Here is a 19494-nt window from a genome sequence, read left to right on the forward strand (position 1 = left end):
TGGTATCGAATGAAGCGACTGCCGAGTCAGGCTTACCGGCTTGCCAGTTATGCTGCAATGCAGCAGACTGTGGCAAACGCCTCAGGCAAGAATTTACAAAAACGCATCAGGTAGACCATGACAGAAACAAGGACGCCTCGCATCGTTGTCGTCGGTGGGGGAGCAGGGGGGCTGGAACTGGTAACGAAGCTGGGCGACAAGCTCGGCCGCAAGGGGCAGGCGCAGGTGGTGCTGGTGGACCGCCTGCCCACCCACATCTGGAAGCCGCTGCTGCATGAAGTGGCAGCCGGCAGCATGGACCCCAACACGCACCAGCTGGAATACGCGGCGCAGGCGCGCTGGCATCACTTCGAGTTCCAGCTGGGCGAGCTGACCGGCATCGACCGCATCCGCAAGACCATCTCGGTGTCGGCCAGCTTCGACGAGGACGGCGCCGAACTGCTGCCGGCGCGCGAGCTGCCCTATGACACGCTGGTGCTGGCGATCGGCTGCGTCACGCATTTCTTCGGCGTGCCCGGCGCGGCCGAGAATGCCATCGCACTGGACGTCGTGGCGCAGGCCGAGCGCTTCCGCAAGCGCCTGATCGCGGCCTGCGTGCGGGCCCAGAACGGGCGCGGGCGCGTGGGCGCGGCCGGCCGGCCGCGCGTTGACGTGGCCATCATTGGCGCGGGCGCCACCGGCGTGGAGCTGTCGGCCGAACTGCGCAACACCGCGCACGTGCTCAGCGCCTACGGCCTGCACCAGCTTGATCCGCGCCGCGATGTGCATATCCACGTGATCGAGGCCGGCCCGCGCATCCTGCCGGCGCTGTCCGAGCGGGTCTCGGTCGAGACCGCCAAGCTGCTGAAGAAGCTCGACGTCGATGTCCTGACCAGCGAGCGCGTGACCGAGGTCACGCCGCAGGCGGTGCTGACCGCCAGCGGCAAGCATATCGATGCCGACCTGACGGTATGGGCGGCGGGCATCACCGCGCCGCCGGTGCTGGCCACACTGGGGCTGCCGGTCAGCCGCCAGGGCCAGATCGTGGTCGGCCCGACGCTGCAGAGCGAGGGCGACCCGGACATCTTCGCCTTCGGCGACTGCGCCAGCTGCCCGTGGGCCGAGAAGCAGACTACGGTGCCGCCGCGCGCACAGGCCGCGCACCAGCAGGCCACCTTCCTCTACAGCGCGCTGCGCGCGCGGCTGGACGGGCGCCCGCTGCCGTCGTTCGCCTTCAAGGATCTCGGCTCGCTGGTGTCGCTGGGGCATTTCAGCGCAGTGGGCAGCCTGATGGGCGGGCTGATCGGCGGCTCGATGTTCATCGAAGGGCTGATGGCGCGCGTCATGTACACGTCGCTGTACCGGATGCATGTGATGGCGTTGCACGGCGCCGTGGGCATGGCGCTGGACACGGTTTCGCACTGGCTGCGCCGCAAGACCAGCCCGCGCGTCAAGCTGCACTGACGCGCGCCGGGCCGGGGCTTCCCGTGCTGCACCATGCCGCGCGGGCTGGTGGCGTGCGGAGGTGGCTGCAAGGCCGCCCCATGTTTTCTCCATGTCTGCTTAAAATCTGCCGCTGGCGCCGCATCCCGGCCCAGCCACCAACGATCCTGGAGACACGCATGCTCAAACCGGAAGTGGATAGCCTCGTCCCCGGCCAGACGTTCGACCGCCGCGGCTTTGTCAAGACGGCGCTGGGTTCCGCCTTTGCGGCGGCCGCGCTGCCGGTGATGGCCCAGCAGGCCATCAAGACCGACTTTGCCGGCCTGAGCGCCGGCGAGGTCACCATCCCCTCGGGCGGCTTCAGCATGCCGGCCTACCGCGCCCAGCCCGAAGGCAAGAAGAACCTGCCGGTGGTGCTGGTGGTCAGCGAGATCTTCGGCGTGCACGAGCATATCGCCGACGTGTGCCGGCGCTTTGCCAAGCTGGGCTACCTGGCGATCGGGCCGGAACTGTTCGCGCGCCAGGGCGATCCGCAGAGCTTCGGCACCATCCAGGAGCTGCAGCGCGAGGTGATTGCCAAGGTGCCTGACGCGCAGGTGATGGGCGACCTGGACGCCGCGGTGGCCTGGGCCGGTGCCAACGGCGGCGACGTGTCGCGCCTGGCCATCACCGGCTTCTGCTGGGGCGGGCGCATGACCTGGCTCTATGCAGCGCACAGCAAGCGCCTGAAGGCCGGCGTGGCCTGGTATGGCCAGCTGGCGCCCGAGCCGACCCCGCTCAAGCCGAAGAATCCCATCGACCTGGTCGGCCAGCTCCATGCCCCGGTACTCGGCCTGTATGGCGGCAAGGACACCGGCATCCCGCAGGAGCAGGTGGAGAGGATGAAGTCCGCGCTGGCGGCGTCGTCCGACCCGGACGCCAAGGCCTCGCGCTTTATCGTCTATCCCGAGTCCGGCCATGCCTTCCATGCCGATTACCGGCCCAGCTACCGTGAAGCCGATGCCAGGGATGGCTGGCAGAAGTGCCTGGACTGGTTCAGGCAGCACGGCGTGGCCTGATCCGGCCGTCCCGGCGCCGCGAGGCGCCTCTCGCCCGACAGCAGGATTGCAAAGTCCCGGCGGATACGTACAATGCGGCCTTTGAGTTATTGCAACATTGTTGCGTTAGCCGCCCGGCGCGATGCGGGCGGAACGGCGGGGCCGCCCGGTACCGCCACCCCGGGAGCCCATCATCCATTCGACGCTTTTGTATATCCTGCTCGCCGCCACGATCTCGGGGGTGGGCAGCATCTTCGGGGCGGCGCTGCTGTCGCTGACGGTGGCGTCCCGCGTGGTCGAGCGCATGGTGAGCTTTTCAGTGGGCGTGCTGCTGGCCACCGCGCTGCTGCATTCGCTGCCCGAGGCGTTCGAGTCCGGCGCCGACCCGCGCGCGCTGTTCGGCACGCTGCTGGCGGGGCTGCTCGGCTTCTTCCTGCTGGAAAAGATCTCGCTGCTGCGCCACTCGCACCACCACGAGGGCGACGGGCACCACCACCACCACGGCCATGACCGCGAGGAAGCGGGGCGCAGCGGCCTGACCATCCTGGTCGGCGACACCTTCCACAATTTTGCCGACGGCATCGTGATCGCGGCGGCCTTCCTGGCCGATCCGCATATCGGCGTGGTCACCGCGCTGGCGATCGCGGCGCACGAGATCCCGCAGGAAGTCGGCGACTTCATCGTGCTGCTCAATGCCGGCTTCTCCAAGGCCCGTGCCTTTGCCTTCAACCTGCTGTCGAGCCTGGCGGCCATCGCCGGCGGCGTGGTCGGGTATTTCCTGCTCGACCAGCTGAGCGGCTGGATTCCATACGTGCTGGTGATTGCCGCCAGCAGCTTCCTCTATATCGCGGTCAGCGACCTGATGCCCCAGATGCAGCGCAAGCCGCGCTGGCGCGAGTCGGCGATCCAGGTGGTGCTGGTGGCCGCGGGCATCTCGGCGATCGTCTTCATCACCAACGGCGTGCACGAGAGCCACAGCCACGGCGGGCACCGCCATATTGCGCCCGCCGCGCCCATTGCCTCGTCACGCTGACCTCAGGCGGCCCCGGTAGCGACCGGGCGCGCCGGATCGGCGCACCATTCGCTCCATGATCCCGGGTACAGCGCCGCGCCGCCCAGGCCGGCCGCTTCCAGCGCCAGCAGGTTGTGGCAGGCCGTGACACCGGAGCCGCACTGCATCACTGCCTGCGCCGGGGCGCGCGCACCCAGCACTGCGCCGAATTCCGCGCGCAGGGTCTCGGCCGGCTTGAAGCGGCCGTCCGCGCCCAGGTTGTCCTTGAAGAAGCGGTTGACCGCGCCGGGGATATGGCCGCCAACCGGGTCCAGCGTCTCGTTCTCGCCGCGGAAGCGGTCGGGCGCGCGCGCATCCACCACCAGCAGCGAGGCGCGCTCGAGGTTGTCCACCAGCGCGGCGGCGTCGACGGTCGGCGCCAGCGACTTGCGGCGTTGGAACTTGCCGGGCAATTCCGGCTCTTCCGTGGCATCGTGTTCGAGCGGCAGGCCGGCCTTGACCCAGGCGTCCTTGCCGCCGTCGAGCACGGCCACGGCATCGTGGCCGAGCCAGCGCAACAGCCACCACAGCCGCGCGGCGAACATGCCGCCCTGCGCATCGTAGGCCACTACCGGGGTGTCGTCGTCCACGCCCAGCGCCTGCAGGCGCGCCACCAGGTCGTCGGCGTCGGGCAGGGGGTGGCGGCCGTTGCTGCCGGTCTTGGGGCCGGACAGCTCGTTGTCCAGGTGCAGGTAGAAGGCGCCGGGCAGGTGGCCGGTGCGGTAGGCCTCGCGGCCGGCGGCCGGGTCGGCCAGGTCGAAGCTGCAGTCGATCACGACGCAGCCGCCGGGGGTGGCCAGCAGCGATTGCAGCGCGGTGACGGAAATCAGCGGTTTCTGCATGGGAATCCTGTTGCGATCGATGGAAAGGGGTCTAGTTCACCAGGGGATGCTACACCTCGGGATGGACTTCCGCCTCCGGCGACTTGACCGGCGTGGCCGGCGTGGGCTTGGCATCGGTGCCCTGGCGCGCGCGCATCAGCGTGGTGGCGATGCCGCTGGCGATGATCAGCCCCATGCCCAGCCACGACAGCCAGTTCAGCCGGTCGGACCAGATCAGCATGCCCCACACGCTGGAAAAGACGATGCCGGCGTATTGCAGGTTGGCGGTCAGCAGCGTGTTGCCGCGCTTGTAGGCGCGCGTCATCGCGGTCTGGCCCAGCGTGGCCAGGATGCCGATGGCCAGCAGCAGGCCGGCGCCGTACCAGGTATGCGCGCTGACGCCGCCCAGCAGCATCCACACCAGCCCGGCGATCATGCCGACCAGCGAGAAATAGAACACGATGCGGCCCTCGGGCTCGCCCAGCTGGCCGAGCTGGCGCACCTCGACATAGGCCAGCGCCGTGAACATGCCCGAGATCAGTCCGACCAGGCCGCCGGTCAGCTGGTCCTTGCCGACCGAAGGCTGCAGCAGGCAGATCACGCCGGCAAAGGACAGCAGGATCGCCAGCACCAGGCGCCGGTCGGCATTGCCGCCGGTGCCGGCCAGCGCCGCGCCGGCGCCCAGGATCAGCGCGATCCACACCGGCGACATGTAGTTCAGCGTCATCGCGGTGGCCAGCGGCAGCAGCGAGATCGAGGTGAACCACAGCATCAGCGCGGTCACGCCGAACACGCTGCGCTTGATGTGCGACAGCATGTAGGGCGTGCGCACCGGGATCCCGCGCGAGGACAGCAGCACCCACATGATGACCACGCTGATCAGGCCGCGGTAGAAGACGATCTCGCCGGTGGTGTAGAGATCGGATGCCAGCTTGACGCCAACCCCCATCAACGAGAAGGCGAAGGCGGCGAACAGCATCCAGAGCGATTGCATGGCGAGGGGCGCGGTGAAGCGAAACGAAGCGGGAAAGAGAGGCGTCCGGCGCGCGGGCGGGCTTCGTGTCTGGCCTCGTCGCGCAAGCGGTGTGGCTGCCGGCACCGGACAATGATTCTAGCAGCGCACTTCGCGTCCCAAAGGAAAGCGGACCGCCAGGGCGGTCCGTTCTTGCGTGCGTTGTGCGGTTATCGCACTAGTCCGCCGGACTAGCCGGCGTAAGCCATGGCGCGGCGATACCACTCATGGAAATGCTGCATGCCGTCTTCCATCGGCGACTGGTACGGTCCGACTTCGCTGGTGCCGCGCTTGAGCAGCGCCAGCCGGCCGGCATCCATGCGTTCGGCGATCTCGTCGTCCTCGATGCAGGTTTCCATGTAGGCGGCGCGCTCGGCCTCGACGAACTCGCGCTCGAACAGCGCGATTTCCTCGGGGTAGTAGAACTCCACCACATTGCGCGTCTTGCGCGGGCCGACCGGGTGCAGCGTCGAGATCACCAGCACGTTGGGGTACCACTCCACCATGATGTTGGGGTAGTAGGTCAGCCAGATCGCGCCGTGCTTGGGCAGCACGCCGTCGTTGAAGCGCAGCACCGCGTCGTGCCATTTCTGGTAGGTCGGGCTGCCGGGGCGCTTCAGGCCGGCATGCAGGCCCACGGTCTGCACGCTGTGCCACTCGCCGAACTCCCACTTGAGGTCGTCGCACGAGACGAAGCTGCCCAGCCCCGGGTGGAACGGCACGACGTGGTAGTCCTCCAGGTAGACCTCGATAAAGGTCTTCCAGTTGTAGTCGCACTCGTGCACCTCGACGTGGTCCAGCATGTAGCCGTCGAAGTTCAGGTCCTGGGCCACGCCCAGCCTGGCCAGGTCGGCGCGCACGTCGCGCTTGCCGTCGAACAGCAGCCCATTCCAGTTTTGCAGCGGCGAGCGCTTCAGGTGCAGGCAGGGTTGCTTGTCGAAATGCGGCGCGCCGAGCAGCTCGCCCTTCAGGTCGTAGGTCCAGCGGTGCAGGGGGCAGACGATGTTGTGCGCATTGCCGCGGCCGTTGAGCATGATGGCCTGGCGGTGGCGGCAGACGTTGGACATCAGTTCGATGCCGGCGGCGTTGCGTACCAGCATGCGGCCTTCGTCCTCTGCCCTGAGCGTGTGGTAGTCGCCGACTTCCGGAACCATCAGCTCGTGGCCGATATAGCCCGGGCCATTCCTGAACAGCAGTTCGAGTTCTTGTTGATGCAGCGCTTCGTCGAAATAGACGCCGACGGGCAGTTGCGAATCAGCCGGCGCCAGGTTGAGCGCGGTGCTGAGATTGGACATTATCCCCACTCCCAGATGAACAGGTGAAAGCAGTGAACAACCCAACCATCGAAAATTGAATCGATTTGGGAAAGACTTCCGCCAGGTCGGCAAGGTCCGGTAGCCCCCTGGCGGCGAGGGGGAGATTGTACCCGACCCAAAAAGTTAAGGGACTGATTTTTTTGCCTTTTTAGCGAAAAAGTCGACCCGGGTCGTCATCGGGGTGCCGTACCGGGCGCATTCGGAAAGACGACCCGAGCGCACAAGTCACTTCTGTGGTTTGTGCACCCCGATAGGTCCACGCCGACCGTGCGCAAGGATGGGGCAAGCTCCCGCTTTGGCGTAAAATCCGGGCTTCCCCATCCGGGTTTCCCCCGGGGTCCTTGATTCCAGGTCCTGATATGCCAAAAACGACGACCGCTCCGGTCCAGACCGACAACACCGCCGACACCAGCGCATCGGCGCCGCCCGCTTCCTACGAAGCGGCGATGGCCGAGCTGGAAACGCTGGTGGCCAGCATGGAAAGCGGCGAACTGCCGCTGGAGGCATCGCTGGCGGCCTACCGCCGCGGCGCCGAGCTGGTGCGCTACTGCCAGCAGAAGCTGGAGCGGGTCGAGCAGCAGGTCCGCGTGCTGGAAGGTGACGTGCTCAAGCCGCTGGCCGGCGAGGGCAATGGCGCCAACGGTGCACTGGGGGCGGACGAGGCATGAGTGACTTTGCCCAATGGATGCAGGCCCAGGGCGCCCGTACCGAGGCCGCCCTGCAGGCGGCGCTGCCCGCTGCCGAGACCGTGCCGCATACGCTGCACGAAGCCATGCGCTATGCTGCACTGAGCGGCGGCAAGCGCGTGCGGCCGCTGCTGGTGCATGCCGCCGGCGAGGTCAGCGGGGCGGCTCCGGCCGCCTGCGACGCGGCGGCCTGTGCGGTGGAGATGATCCACGCCTATTCGCTGGTGCACGACGACATGCCCTGCATGGACGACGACGACCTGCGCCGCGGCCGGCCCACCGTGCACAAGGCCTATGACGAGGCCACCGCATTGCTGGTTGGCGACGCGCTGCAGACCCAGGCCTTTATCGTGCTGGCCGGTGCCGGGGCGATCGCGCCCGCGGCGCGGCTGCAGCTGGTGGCCGAGCTGGCGCTGGCGTCGGGCTCGACCGGAATGGCCGGCGGCCAGGCGATCGACCTGCAGAACGTGGGCCGCGCCATGACGCGCGAGGCGCTCGAGGCCATGCATCGCATGAAGACCGGCGCGCTGTTGCGCGCCAGTGTGCGCATGGGTGCGCTATGTGGTGAAATCGACGCCGAGGGCCTGGCCGCGCTGGATCGCTATGCGGCGGCAGTGGGATTGGCGTTCCAGGTGGTTGACGATATTCTGGACGTCACTGCCGATACCGCCACGCTGGGCAAGACCGCCGGCAAGGACGCCGCCCATGACAAGCCGACCTATGTGTCGCTGATGGGGCTTGACCCGGCACGCGCACTGGCCGGGACGCTGCGCGCCGACGCACACGAGGCGCTGGCCGGCTTTGGCGAGCGCGCGGACCGCCTGCGGGACCTGGCGGACCTGATCGTGCTGCGCACACACTAAACAGAGAGCCGGCCGAACGGACATCATGACCTACGCACTCCTCAACAAGATTGACGCCCCCGCAGACCTGCGCAAGCTCGACCGGCGTGAGCTCCGGACCCTGGCGGACGAACTGCGCGCCTATGTGCTGGAGTCGGTCTCGCAGACCGGCGGCCACCTGTCGTCCAACCTGGGCACGGTCGAGCTGACCATCGCGCTGCACTACGTCTTCAACACCCCGGACGACCGGCTGGTGTGGGACGTGGGCCACCAGAGCTACCCGCACAAGATCCTGACCGGACGCCGCGAGCGCATGGGCACGCTGCGCCAGTGGGGCGGCATCTCTGGCTTCCCGCGCCGCAGCGAGAGCGAATACGACACCTTCGGCACGGCGCATTCGTCGACCTCGATCTCGGCCGCGCTGGGCATGGCGCTCGGTGCGCGCACGCTGGGCGAGAAGCGCGTCTCGGTGGCGGTGATCGGCGACGGCGCCATGACCGCGGGCATGGCCTTCGAGGCCCTGAACAACGCCGGCGTCTACAAGGACCTGCCGCTGGTGGTGGTGCTCAACGACAACGACATGTCGATCTCGCCGCCGGTGGGCGCGCTCAACCGCCACCTGGCGCGGCTCTTGAGCGGCCAGTTCTACGCGGCCACCAAGAAGGGCATCGAGAAGGTCCTGTCGGTGGCGCCGCCGGTGCTGGAGTTCGCCAAGCGCTTCGAGGAACATGCCAAGGGCATGATGGTGCCGGCCACGCTGTTCGAGGAATTCGGCTTCAACTACATCGGCCCGATCGACGGCCACGACCTGAACTCGCTGGTGCCGACGCTGCAGAATATCCGCGAGCGCGCGCTCGAGGGCGCCGGCCCGCAGTTCCTGCACGTGGTGACCAAGAAGGGCCAGGGCTACAAGCTGGCCGAGGCCGACCCGATCCTCTACCACGGCCCGGGCAAGTTCAACCCGGCCGAGGGCATCCGCCCGGCGGCCAAGCCGGCGCGCAAGACCTACACGCAGGTGTTCGGCGACTGGCTGTGCGACATGGCCGCGGCCGACAAGCGCCTGGTCGGCATTACCCCGGCGATGCGCGAGGGCTCGGGCATGGTCGAGTTCGAGCGGCGCTTCCCGGACCGCTACTACGACGTGGGCATCGCCGAGCAGCACGCCGTGACCTTTGCCGGCGGCCTGGCCTGCGAGGGTCTCAAGCCGGTGGTGGCGATCTACTCGACCTTCCTGCAGCGCGGCTACGACCAGCTGATCCACGACGTGGCGCTGCAGAACCTGCCGGTGGTGTTCGCGCTGGACCGTGCCGGCCTGGTCGGCGCCGACGGCGCCACGCACGCGGGTGCCTACGATATCGCCTACCTGCGCTGCATCCCAAACATGATGGTGATGACGCCGTCCGACGAGAACGAGTGCCGTCAGCTGCTGACCACGGCGTTCCACCAGGCGTGCCCGAGCGCCGTGCGCTATCCGCGCGGCTCCGGCCCGGGCGCGGCCATTGCCGCTGAGCTCACCACCGTGCCGGTCGGCAAGGGCGTGATGCGCCGCGAGGGAGGTGCGCGCGCGGGGCATCGCGTGGGCTTCCTGGCGTTCGGCTCGATGGTGCACCCGGCCCTGGGTGCCGCCGAGGCGCTGGATGCCGCGGTCGCCGACATGCGTTTCGTCAAGCCGCTCGACGTGGAGCTGGTCAAGCGCCTGGCCGCGGAGAACGACTACCTGGTGACCGTGGAAGAGGGCAGCGTGATGGGCGGCGCCGGCAGCGCCGTGCTGGAGGCACTGGCCGAGGCCGGCATCGACAAGCCGGTGCTGACGCTGGGCCTACCCGACCGCTTCGTCGACCACGGCGACCCGGCCTATCTGCTGCAGCAATGCGGCCTGGATGCGGCCGGCATCGAGCGCTCGGTGCGCGAGCGCTTCGGGCTGGACCAGCCCAAGGTCACGGTCGCCTCGCGCGTGGCCTGATCACCTGCTGTCCCGAAGGGGATTCGGCCCTCGCACCACGAGTGCGTCCGAATTCCCTTAAACTCCCCTTTTTTGTGTTCGCAGCTGCGGGCCGGCGTGCCACTTGCCGGATCCCGTGGTTTCACACTCGTTGCGCGGCATGGATGGACTGCGAAATTGCCGCGACCGTAAGGGCTCGTGCCGTCCCCCTTGGGCGCGACCCTGGAGGAAACCGTAGATGAATGACATCAATCCCGCCTTCGTCATGCCCGACGTCCAGTCGAGCCCCGACACCCGCCAGATCCCCATCCAGCGTGTCGGTGTCAAAGGCGTGCGTTACCCCGTGACCCTGAAGACCCCGGCCGGCATCATGCCGAGCGTGGGCACCTTCAATCTCGACGTGCACCTGCCGGCGGACCAGAAGGGCACGCATATGTCGCGCTTCGTCGCGCTGCTGGAAGAAGAGCGCGCACCGCTGGAGCTGTCCAGCTTCCGGCTGATGCTGGACAAGATGCTGGAAAAGCTGGAAGCCGAGGCCGGCCGCATCGAGGTCACCTTCCCGTACTTCATCAGCAAGACCGCGCCTGTGTCGGGCGTGGAGTCGCTGCTGGACTACGAGGTCACGCTGACCGGCGAAGTGCGCGACGGCGCCGCGCGCGTGTTCCTGAAGGCGCTGGTGCCGGTGACCAGCCTGTGCCCGTGCTCGAAGAAGATCTCGCAGTACGGCGCGCACAACCAGCGTTCGCATATCACCATGAACGTGGAACTGGCCGGCGAGCTGCCGGTGGAAGCGCTGGTGCGCATGGCCGAGGAAGAGGCCTCGTGCGAGCTGTGGGGCCTGCTCAAGCGCCCCGACGAGAAGTTCGTCACCGAGCGCGCCTATGAGAACCCCAAGTTCGTCGAGGACCTGGTGCGCGATATCGCCATGCGCCTGAATGCGGATGATCGCATCGTGGCCTATGTGCTGGAGGCGGAGAACTTTGAGTCGATCCACAACCACAGCGCGTATGCGGTGATCGAGCGGGACAAGCGGGTCGACTGACCGCGTTGTCGCTGCAATAGAAATAGCCACCGCATGCGGTGGCTATTTTTTTGGTCCGGTTCAGGCCGCCGAAGGCAGGCGGATATCCGCCAGGTCCCAGCGCGGCGTCACGCCGTAGCCATACTCGTGCCGCGCCAGTTCGGGCGCTGCCTGCAGGCGCATGGCGCCGGCAAACGCGATCATCGCGCCGTTGTCGGTGCAGAACGCCAGGTCCGGGTAATACACGTCGATCTTGCGCTGCTTGCCCATCTGGTCCAGCCGCTCGCGCAACTGGCGGTTGGCACCCACGCCTCCCGCCACCACCAGCCGCTTGTGGCCGGTCTGCTTGAGCGCTGCCATCGACTTGGCGGCCAGCACGTCGACAATGGCATCGACAAAGGCGCGCGCCAGGTTGGCGCGATCCTGCTCGCAGGTGTTGGCGAGCTTGCGTGTTTGCGTCAGCACCGCGGTCTTCAGTCCGGCGAAGGAGAAATCCAGGTTGCCCGAATGCAGCATCGGCCGCGGCAGCGCAAAGGCGCCGGGGATACCGAATTCGGCCAGCCGCGACACTTCGGGGCCGCCCGGATAGCCCAGGCCCAGCAGCTTGGCGGTCTTGTCGAAGGCTTCGCCGGCGGCGTCGTCCAGGGTTTCGCCCAGCAGCGTGTAGTCGCCGATGCCGCGCACTTCCATCAACTGCGTATGCCCGCCCGACACCAGCAACGCCACGAACGGGAAGGGCGGCGGCTCGCGCGTCAGCAGCGGCGACAGCAGGTGGCCTTCCAGGTGGTGCACGCCCACCATCGGCACGTTCAGCGCAAAGCCCAGTGCATTGGCCACCGAGGCGCCCACCAGCAGTGCGCCGGCCAGCCCGGGGCCCTGGGTGAAGGCGATGGCGTCGATGTCCTGGCGGGTACGGCCGGCATCGGCCAGCACCTGCTCCAGCAGCGGCAGCACGCGGCGGATATGGTCGCGCGACGCCAGTTCCGGCACCACGCCGCCGTAGTCGCGGTGCATGGCGATCTGCGAGTGCAGCGCGTGCGCGAGCAGGCCGGCGCCGGTGTCATAGAGGGCGAGGCCGGTTTCGTCGCAGGAGGATTCGATGCCGAGGACAAGCATGGGAAGCGCATAGGGCCGCCTCCGGTCAGGGAAACGGCTGTCGAAACAACAGGTTGCAGGAAGCGCGCAGGGTAGCACAGCAGCGCGCGGCGTGCTTTTCGCTACAATCTGCCCTTTCTCTGGCGGTGGCAATACACATGGATGCGCGAGGCGTGCAATGAGCGGGGCAACATCGGCCCGGACGGGCCGGTATGACGTGGCCGTGCTGGGTGCGGGCGCGGCCGGCATGATGTGTGCCGCCGTGGCCGGCCAGAACGGCGCGCGCGTGGTGCTGATCGACCATGCCACCAAGCTTGCCGAGAAGATCCGCATCTCGGGCGGCGGGCGCTGCAATTTCACCAACCTGCAGGCCGGGCCCGCCAACTACCTGTCGTCCAATCCGCACTTCTGCCGCTCGGCGCTGGCGCGCTACACGCCGCAGGATTTCCTTGGCCTGATGCGCCGCTACGGCATCGACTGGCACGAGAAACATCGTGGCCAGCTGTTCTGCAACGACAGCGCCGAAGACGTGATCGCCATGCTGCGCGCCGAATGCGACACCGGCCATGTGCGCTGGCACACCGGCTGCAGCGTGGCCGAGGTCCGGCGCGAGGGCGACGACTTCCTGCTGCTCACCGCTACCGGCACGGTGCGGGCCGGGGCGCTGGTGGTGGCCACCGGCGGCCTGTCGATCCCCAAGATCGGTGCCACCGACTTTGGCTATCGCATCGCCCGGCAGTTCGGGCTGGGCATCGTCGAAACCCGGCCGGCGCTGGTGCCGCTGACCTTCGATGGCAAGGACTGGGTGCCGTTCGCGCCGCTGGCCGGCGTGTCGCTGGAAGTGGATATCGCCACCGGCAACGGCAAGGCGGCCGGAGCCTTCCGCGAAGACCTGCTGTGGACCCATCGCGGCCTGTCCGGACCCGCCGTGCTGCAGATTTCCAGCTACTGGCGTCCCGGCACGCCGATCGCCATCGACCTGTTTGATGGAGAGGATGCCGCCGCCTGGCTGCTCGAGCAGAAGGCCGGCAGCCGCAAGCACCTGGGCAACCTGCTGGCGCAACGGTTGCCGGCGCGGCTGGCCGATGCCTGGTGCGCGGCCTCGGGCGTGGATGCCGCCATGCCGCTGCATGATGTGACCGACAAGGCCCTGCGCAAGCTTGGCGCCACGCTCAACGGCTGGCGCATCGTGCCGTCGGGCACCGAGGGCTACCGCAAGGCCGAGGTCACGCTTGGCGGGGTCGACACGCGGGCGCTGTCGTCAACCACCATGATGGCGCGCGAGGTGCCGGGCCTGTATTTCATCGGCGAGGTGGTGGACGTGACCGGCTGGCTGGGCGGCTACAACTTCCAGTGGGCGTGGGCGTCCGCGGTGGCGGCGGGGCAGGCCGCGGCTGAGGCATCGCGCACCGCTTCGGCAGGGCAATCGGTAGCCCAAGGGTAGACTGGCGAGAGCTGGAAGGGCGGTGGGCGGCACTCGGCAAGTGTCCGTTGCACGCCACTTCCGCGCTCGATTGTTGGTGCTACAATCCAGAACTTCGTAGAGCCGCTTATCCCGAAAATTCTCATTTTCTGGCCAAATGACCACGATCCGTCTCAAGGAAAACGAGCCTTTTGAAGTTGCCATGCGCCGTTTCAAGCGCACCATCGAGAAGAACGGGCTGCTCCCGGAATTGCGGGCACGCGAGTTTTACGAAAAGCCCACCGCCGCGCGCAAGCGCAGGAAGGCAGCCGCCGAAAAGCGCCATTACAAGCGCATCCGCAGCCAGATGCTGCCGAAGAAACTGTACTGACCCCGGCGCTCCCGCTTGTATCCGACCCGCTGTGGCCTACGCTTCGGCGGGTTTTTGCATTCTGGGCCTTGCAGCGGGCGGTCATCGCCGCCACCTGTGAGTGTCCACCCACTTTCTGGAAGATCACGATGTCCCTCAAAGCCCGTATCAGCGAAGACATGAAGACCGCCATGCGCGCGCGCGAAACGGAGCGCCTCGGCACCATCCGCCTGCTGCTGGCCGCCATCAAGCAGCGCGAGGTCGATGAGCGCGTGGAACTGGACGATACCGCCGTGCTGGCCGTGGTCGAGAAGCTGATCAAGCAGCGCAAGGATTCGATCTCGCAGTTCCGGCAGGCGGGCCGCAATGACCTGGCAGACAAGGAGTCGGCGGAAGTCGAAGTGCTGCAGGCCTACATGCCCGCAGCACTGTCGGACGAGGAAGTCGCCGCCGAGGTCCAGCAGGCCGTTGCCGCCACTGGTGCCGCCGGTCCGCAGGACATGGGCAAGGTCATGGGCGTGCTCAAGGGCAAGCTGGCCGGCCGTGCCGACATGACCGCCGTATCGGCCCTGGTCAAGGCGGCACTTGCAGCAAAGTAAATACTGATTTAATCGGTTGCTGGCAAGATAAGCACCGGATCCGCGTGGTTCGGTGCAGTTGCACGGAGATGTCACGTAGTCCGGGCGGCCCTATCACGCTGCACTACAATATTCCGATAGCAGCCGGGCGCCGCACCGGTCACGCATTCCTAAAAGAAGCCGCCCGCCGCGGGACGGCCATGCCTCAGGACGGTCAGTCGGGTGATTCCGCAATCCTTTATTCAGGACCTGCTCAACCGTGTCGACATTGTCGATGTGGTGGGCAAGTATGTGCAGCTGAAGAAGGGCGGCGCCAATTTCATGGGGCTGTGCCCCTTCCATAACGAGAAATCGCCGTCATTCACGGTGTCGCCGACCAAGCAGTTCTACCACTGCTTCGGATGTGGCGCCCACGGCTCGGCCATCGGCTTCCTGATGGAGTTTTCCGGCCAGTCCTACCCGGAAGCGGTGCGCGAGCTGGCCCAGTCGGTCGGCATGAGCGTGCCGGAAGAGCGCGACCGGCTGCCGCCCGGGCAGCGCGCGGAGCAGCAGGCCCGTTCGGTGGCGCTGTCCGACGCCATGACCCGCGCCACCGATTTCTACCGCCGCCAGCTGCGAAGCGCGCCGCAGGCGATCCAGTACCTGAAGGGCCGTGGCCTGACCGGCGAGATCGCCGCGAACTTTGGCCTGGGCTACGCGCCGGATGACTGGCAGGGCCTGGAGGCCGTATTCGGCAGCTATCGTGATGACAACGTGTCGGCGCCGCTGGTCGAGTGCGGCCTGCTGATCGAAAGCGACAAGCGCGATGCGGACGGCAAGCCGCGCCGCTACGACCGCTTCCGCGACCGCATCATGTTCCCTATCCGCAACACCAAGGGGGCCGTGATCGGCTTCGGCGGGCGCGTGATGGGGCAGGGCGAGCCCAAGTACCTGAACTCGCCCGAGACTCCGCTGTTCAGCAAGGGCACGGAGCTGTACGGGCTGTTCGAGGCCCGTCACGCGATCCGGGAAACCGGCTACGTGCTGGTGGTCGAAGGGTATATGGACGTCGTGGCGCTGGCCCAGCTCGGTTTTGCCAATGCCGTTGCCACCCTGGGCACGGCGTGCACCCCTGTGCACGTGCAGAAGCTGCTGCGCCAGACCGACGCCGTGGTGTTCTCGTTCGACGGCGACTCTGCCGGGCGCCGCGCGGCCCGGCGCGCGCTGGAAGCCTGCCTGCCGCATGTGGCGGACAACAAGACCATCCGCTTCCTGTTCCTGCCGGCCGAGCACGATCCGGACAGCTATGTGCGCGAAGAGGGCACCGAGGCCTTTGCCACCCAGGTGCGCAACGCCATGCCGCTGTCGCGCTTCCTGCTGCAGTCGGTCACCGAAGACCTGGACCTGCGCCAGCCCGAGGGCCGCGCCCGGGCCCAGTACGAGGCCAAGCCGCTGCTGCAGGCCATGCCCGCCGGCGGCCTGAGGCTACAGATTGTGCGCGAACTTGCCGATGCCACGGGAACGACACCCGCGGAGATCGAAGCCATCTGCGGCCTGCGCAGCGACCCGGCCCGCGTCGGCCGCTTCGCCCAGCCGCGCCCGCGCACGCGCCGCCAGGCCCCGACCGGGCTGGAGCAGCGGGTGATCCAGCTGCTGATGTGCTATCCGGCACTGTCGGCGAGGCTGGACGAGGATGCGCGCGCGCTGCTGCTGGGCGGCGAGAGCAGCGACAGTGAAGTGCTGGCGCACCTGGTGGAGGCGTGCGACAGCGTGCAGGGCGAGGTCAATTTTGCGGCCTTCAGCGAACACCTGGCCCAGTCGCCCTATGCCGAGGTGTATGCCGTGGCGCGTGCCGCGGTGCTGCGAGAAGAGATCGAAGAGGCACCCGCAATACAGGATTTCGATGCGGCCATTACCAAGCTGCTGGCCGAGCCGCTGCGGCGCGAGCTCGACGGCCTGCAGGCGGAGGTAGTGGCCGGCACGGCCGATGAAGCGGCCAAGCAGCGCATGCGCTGGCTGGTGGGCGAAATCCACCGGCGGCGCCAATTTGGCTGAGGTGCCTGTGTGCGCCCTGGTCATCAACCAGGAGGTGGCAGTAAGCGTTGGATAAGGGACTGGGCCCGGCCCCGCCGAGCTTAAGCCTTGATTTTTCAGGTGAAAACCTCACCTGATAGGGAGCCGGCTATGCGTGGCGTGCTACAATAGCCGGTTTGGATTGCGAAATCTTTCTCTCCAGTTCTGGTGAAAGTGAGCGTGCCAATGGCAAAGGCCAAAGCAACCGAAAGGGTTACCTCTAAAGCTCCCCAATCAGGGAGCGGCAAGGCGTCTGTGAAAACAACGGCGGCGAAGACATCGACCGCGTCAGTCAAGACACCAGCCCGGTCTGCGCCATCAAAGTCCGTGCGTAGCGCGCAAGCGCCCGCCGTGACGACTCCCGCCAGGACTCGCACATCCGAAAAGACAAAGGCCTCGACTTCGGCACGCGAGAGCGGCAAGAGCGCCAGTACGAGCGGCAAGGTCGCCGCATCTGCACCAGTGAAAGGCAAGAGTATCACCGTGGCGAAACAGCAGAATACCGAAGTCGAGAGCAAGCGAGCGGCAGCCGCCGGCGCCAAGAGTGGGGAAGCCAAGGCTGGCACCACCACTACGGCAACCAAGGCGCGTGCCGCGACACCTGCATCCGTTGCATCCGAGCGTCCCGCTGCGCCGGCAATCAAGCCGGAGCCGAAAAAGCGTGGCCGCAAGCCCAAGGCCGAGATGCAGCACGACGACAGCACAACAGACGACGTGACTGAAGAGTTTTACGAGAACGATGCGCGCCCGGCGGCAACCCCGGCCGCGGCGCCGAAGACCGAAAAGCAGAAAGCCAAGGACCGCAAGGCCAAGGAAAAGGCCCTGCTCAAGGAGTTCGCCTCGACCCAGCAGGGTACCGAGGAAGAGCTTGAGCTGCGTCGCCAGAAACTCAAGGCGCTGATCAAGCTGGGCAAGTCGCGCGGCTACCTGACCTACGCGGAAATCAACGATCACCTGCCGGACGACATGGTCGATTCGGAAACGATCGACACGCTGGTCGCCACGCTGAACGACATCGGCATCGCTGTCTACGAACAGGCGCCGGATGCCGAGACGCTGCTGCTCAACGACAACGCCCCGTCCGCCACCAGCGAGGAAGAAGCCGAGGAAGAGGCCGAAGCGGCCCTGTCCACGGTGGACTCCGAGTTCGGCCGCACCACCGACCCGGTGCGCATGTACATGCGCGAAATGGGCACGGTCGAGCTGCTCACGCGCGAAGGCGAAATCGAGATCGCCAAGCGCATCGAGGCCGGCCTGAAGGACATGGTGATGGCGATTTCGGCTTGCCCGGTCACCATCTCCGAGATCCTGGCCCATGCCGAGCGCGTGGCCAACGACGAGATCAAGATCGACGAATTCGTCGACGGCCTGATCGACCCGAACGCCGACGAAGCCCCGGAAGCGCCCGCAGCCCCGGCTGCAGCGGCCGACGACGAGGATATCGAGTCCGACGACGAAGAGGAAGGCGACGAGGACGATGACGACGAAGGCGGCGCCGGCGCCGGTGCCTCCGCGCGCCAGCTGGAAGAACTGAAGCAGAACGCGCTGGAGAAATTCCGCGTGATCGCCGAGCAGTTCGACAAGATGCGCCGCGCGTTCGAAAAGGAAGGCTACAACTCCAAGCCCTACGTCAAGGCGCAGGAAGCCATCCAGGCCGAGCTGATGGGCATCCGCTTCACCGCCCGCAATGTCGAGCGCCTGTGCGACACGCTGCGCGGCCAGGTCGACGAAGTGCGCAAGCTCGAACGCTCGATCCTGAACATCGTGGTCGACAAGTGCGGCATGCCGCGCTCGGAATTCGTCGCCCGCTTCCCGGGCAACGAGACCAACCTCGAGTGGGTCCACACCATCGTCGCCGACGGCAAGGGCTACAGCACCATCGTCGAGCGCAACGTGCCGGCCGTGCATGAGCTGCAGCAGAAGCTGATCGACCTGCAGTCGCGCGTGGTGCTGCCGCTGAAGGAACTGAAGGGCGTCAACCGCAAGATGGCCGAGGGCGAGCGTCGTGCCCGCGAAGCCAAGCGCGAGATGACCGAGGCCAACCTGCGTCTGGTGATTTCGATCGCCAAGAAGTACACGAATCGCGGCCTGCAGTTCCTCGACCTGATCCAGGAAGGCAACATCGGCCTGATGAAGGCGGTGGACAAGTTCGAATACCGCCGCGGCTACAAGTTCTCGACCTACGCCACGTGGTGGATCCGCCAGGCCATCACGCGCTCGATCGCCGACCAGGCGCGCACCATCCGTATCCCGGTGCACATGATCGAGACCATCAACAAGATGAACCGCATCTCGCGCCAGATCCTGCAGGAAACCGGCAACGAGCCGGATCCGGCAACGCTGGCCGAGAAGATGGAGATGCCGGAAGACAAGATCCGCAAGATCATGAAGATCGCCAAAGAGCCGATCTCCATGGAAACGCCGATCGGTGACGACGACGACTCCCATCTGGGCGACTTCATCGAGGACACCAACACGCTGGCCCCGGCCGAAGCCGCGCTGCACGGCTCCATGCGCGACGTCGTCAAGGACGTGCTGGACTCGCTCACGCCGCGCGAAGCCAAGGTGCTGCGCATGCGCTTCGGCATCGAAATGAGCACCGACCACACGCTGGAAGAGGTCGGCAAGCAGTTCGACGTCACGCGTGAACGGATCCGCCAGATCGAGGCCAAGGCACTGCGCAAGCTGCGCCACCCGAGCCGCTCGGACAAGCTGAAGAGCTTCCTGGAAGGCAACTAAACGCTTCCAAGGGCCTCTAGCTCATGCCTGGTTAGAGCAGCGGACTCATAATCCGTTGGTGCCGTGTTCGACTCACGGGAGGCCCACCAATGTGAAAAGGGACTGCAG

17 protein-coding genes and 1 tRNA gene are annotated in these 19494 nt (G+C 66.8%); 13 read left to right on the forward strand and 5 right to left on the reverse strand.

Annotated elements, in window-relative coordinates:
• The first annotated feature begins 117 nt into the window (after positions 1-117).
• From C265_RS05015 to C265_RS05025, 3 genes are all read left to right on the forward strand, one after another.
• Positions 118-1443, forward strand: coding sequence for an NAD(P)/FAD-dependent oxidoreductase (locus C265_RS05015; protein WP_037023600.1), 1326 nt, complete (start codon positions 118-120; stop codon positions 1441-1443).
• 158 nt (positions 1444-1601) lie between these two features.
• Positions 1602-2480 (forward strand): dienelactone hydrolase family protein, encoded by an 879-nt coding sequence (locus C265_RS05020; protein ID WP_010813648.1) that lies wholly within the window; start codon positions 1602-1604, stop codon positions 2478-2480.
• Positions 2481-2601: 121 nt separating this feature from the next.
• A complete protein-coding gene (locus C265_RS05025; protein WP_037023601.1) occupies positions 2602-3492 on the forward strand; it encodes a ZIP family metal transporter in 891 nt (296 codons plus the stop codon).
• Between the two features lie 2 nt (positions 3493-3494).
• Here C265_RS05025 and C265_RS05030 read toward each other — a convergent pair whose 3' ends face one another.
• From C265_RS05030 to C265_RS05040, 3 genes are all read right to left on the reverse strand, one after another.
• Positions 3495-4352, reverse strand: a complete 858-nt coding sequence (locus C265_RS05030; protein WP_010813646.1) for a sulfurtransferase — start codon at positions 4350-4352, stop codon at positions 3495-3497.
• Positions 4353-4401: 49 nt separating this feature from the next.
• Positions 4402-5325, reverse strand: a complete 924-nt coding sequence (locus C265_RS05035; RefSeq protein WP_010813645.1) for a DMT family transporter — start codon at positions 5323-5325, stop codon at positions 4402-4404.
• A 209-nt stretch (positions 5326-5534) separates the two neighbouring features.
• Positions 5535-6638, reverse strand: a complete 1104-nt coding sequence (locus C265_RS05040; RefSeq protein WP_010813644.1) for an SRPBCC family protein — start codon at positions 6636-6638, stop codon at positions 5535-5537.
• 380 nt (positions 6639-7018) lie between these two features.
• On the opposite strand from C265_RS05040, the gene C265_RS05045 reads away from it, so the two are divergent.
• The 4 genes from C265_RS05045 to folE2 all read left to right on the forward strand — a co-directional run bounded on the left by C265_RS05045 (position 7019) and on the right by folE2 (position 11171).
• The gene (locus tag C265_RS05045) at positions 7019-7327 is read left to right on the forward strand and encodes an exodeoxyribonuclease VII small subunit (RefSeq protein WP_010813643.1); all 309 of its coding nucleotides are present in this window, start codon (positions 7019-7021) and stop codon (positions 7325-7327) included.
• Positions 7324-8208 (forward strand): polyprenyl synthetase family protein, encoded by an 885-nt coding sequence (locus C265_RS05050; protein WP_010813642.1) that lies wholly within the window; start codon positions 7324-7326, stop codon positions 8206-8208. Before C265_RS05045 ends, C265_RS05050 begins: the two co-directional genes overlap by 4 nt.
• A gap of 25 nt (positions 8209-8233) precedes the next feature.
• Positions 8234-10150 (forward strand): 1-deoxy-D-xylulose-5-phosphate synthase, encoded by a 1917-nt coding sequence (dxs, locus tag C265_RS05055; RefSeq protein ID WP_010813641.1) that lies wholly within the window; start codon positions 8234-8236, stop codon positions 10148-10150.
• 217 nt (positions 10151-10367) lie between these two features.
• On the forward strand, positions 10368-11171 hold the full coding sequence (folE2, locus tag C265_RS05060; RefSeq protein WP_010813640.1) for a GTP cyclohydrolase FolE2: 804 nt from the start codon (positions 10368-10370) through the stop codon (positions 11169-11171).
• A 60-nt stretch (positions 11172-11231) separates the two neighbouring features.
• Here folE2 and tsaD read toward each other — a convergent pair whose 3' ends face one another.
• Positions 11232-12266, reverse strand: coding sequence for a tRNA (adenosine(37)-N6)-threonylcarbamoyltransferase complex transferase subunit TsaD (tsaD, locus tag C265_RS05065; RefSeq protein ID WP_010813639.1), 1035 nt, complete (start codon positions 12264-12266; stop codon positions 11232-11234).
• 157 nt (positions 12267-12423) lie between these two features.
• On the opposite strand from tsaD, the gene C265_RS05070 reads away from it, so the two are divergent.
• The 4 genes from C265_RS05070 (at position 12424) to dnaG (ending at position 16629) form a co-directional block, all read left to right on the forward strand.
• Entirely contained in the window at positions 12424-13689 is a 1266-nt protein-coding gene (locus C265_RS05070; protein WP_010813638.1) for an NAD(P)/FAD-dependent oxidoreductase, read from the forward strand.
• Positions 13690-13825: 136 nt separating this feature from the next.
• Positions 13826-14038 (forward strand): 30S ribosomal protein S21, encoded by a 213-nt coding sequence (rpsU, locus tag C265_RS05075; RefSeq protein ID WP_010813637.1) that lies wholly within the window; start codon positions 13826-13828, stop codon positions 14036-14038.
• Positions 14039-14166: 128 nt separating this feature from the next.
• Positions 14167-14616 carry a GatB/YqeY domain-containing protein gene (locus C265_RS05080; protein ID WP_010813636.1) on the forward strand — a complete coding sequence of 150 codons (450 nt, stop codon included), beginning with the start codon at positions 14167-14169 and terminating at the stop codon, positions 14614-14616.
• A gap of 201 nt (positions 14617-14817) precedes the next feature.
• Positions 14818-16629, forward strand: a complete 1812-nt coding sequence (dnaG, locus tag C265_RS05085) for a DNA primase (RefSeq protein ID WP_010813635.1) — start codon at positions 14818-14820, stop codon at positions 16627-16629.
• A 95-nt stretch (positions 16630-16724) separates the two neighbouring features.
• Here dnaG and C265_RS32760 read toward each other — a convergent pair whose 3' ends face one another.
• Positions 16725-17120 carry a hypothetical protein gene (locus tag C265_RS32760; RefSeq protein WP_231881360.1) on the reverse strand — a complete coding sequence of 132 codons (396 nt, stop codon included), beginning with the start codon at positions 17118-17120 and terminating at the stop codon, positions 16725-16727.
• Here C265_RS32760 and rpoD point away from each other — a divergent pair.
• Both rpoD and C265_RS05100 read left to right on the forward strand, forming a co-directional pair.
• Positions 17110-19386 (forward strand): RNA polymerase sigma factor RpoD, encoded by a 2277-nt coding sequence (gene rpoD, locus C265_RS05095; RefSeq protein WP_037023603.1) that lies wholly within the window; start codon positions 17110-17112, stop codon positions 19384-19386. The two genes, C265_RS32760 and rpoD, sit on opposite strands and share 11 nt — an antisense overlap.
• A gap of 10 nt (positions 19387-19396) precedes the next feature.
• Positions 19397-19475 (forward strand) — tRNA-Ile (locus tag C265_RS05100).
• Positions 19476-19494: the final 19 nt, after the last annotated feature.

Source organism: Cupriavidus sp. GA3-3 (assembly GCF_000389805.1).
In the GTDB taxonomy this organism is placed as follows: domain Bacteria; phylum Pseudomonadota; class Gammaproteobacteria; order Burkholderiales; family Burkholderiaceae; genus Cupriavidus; species Cupriavidus necator_D.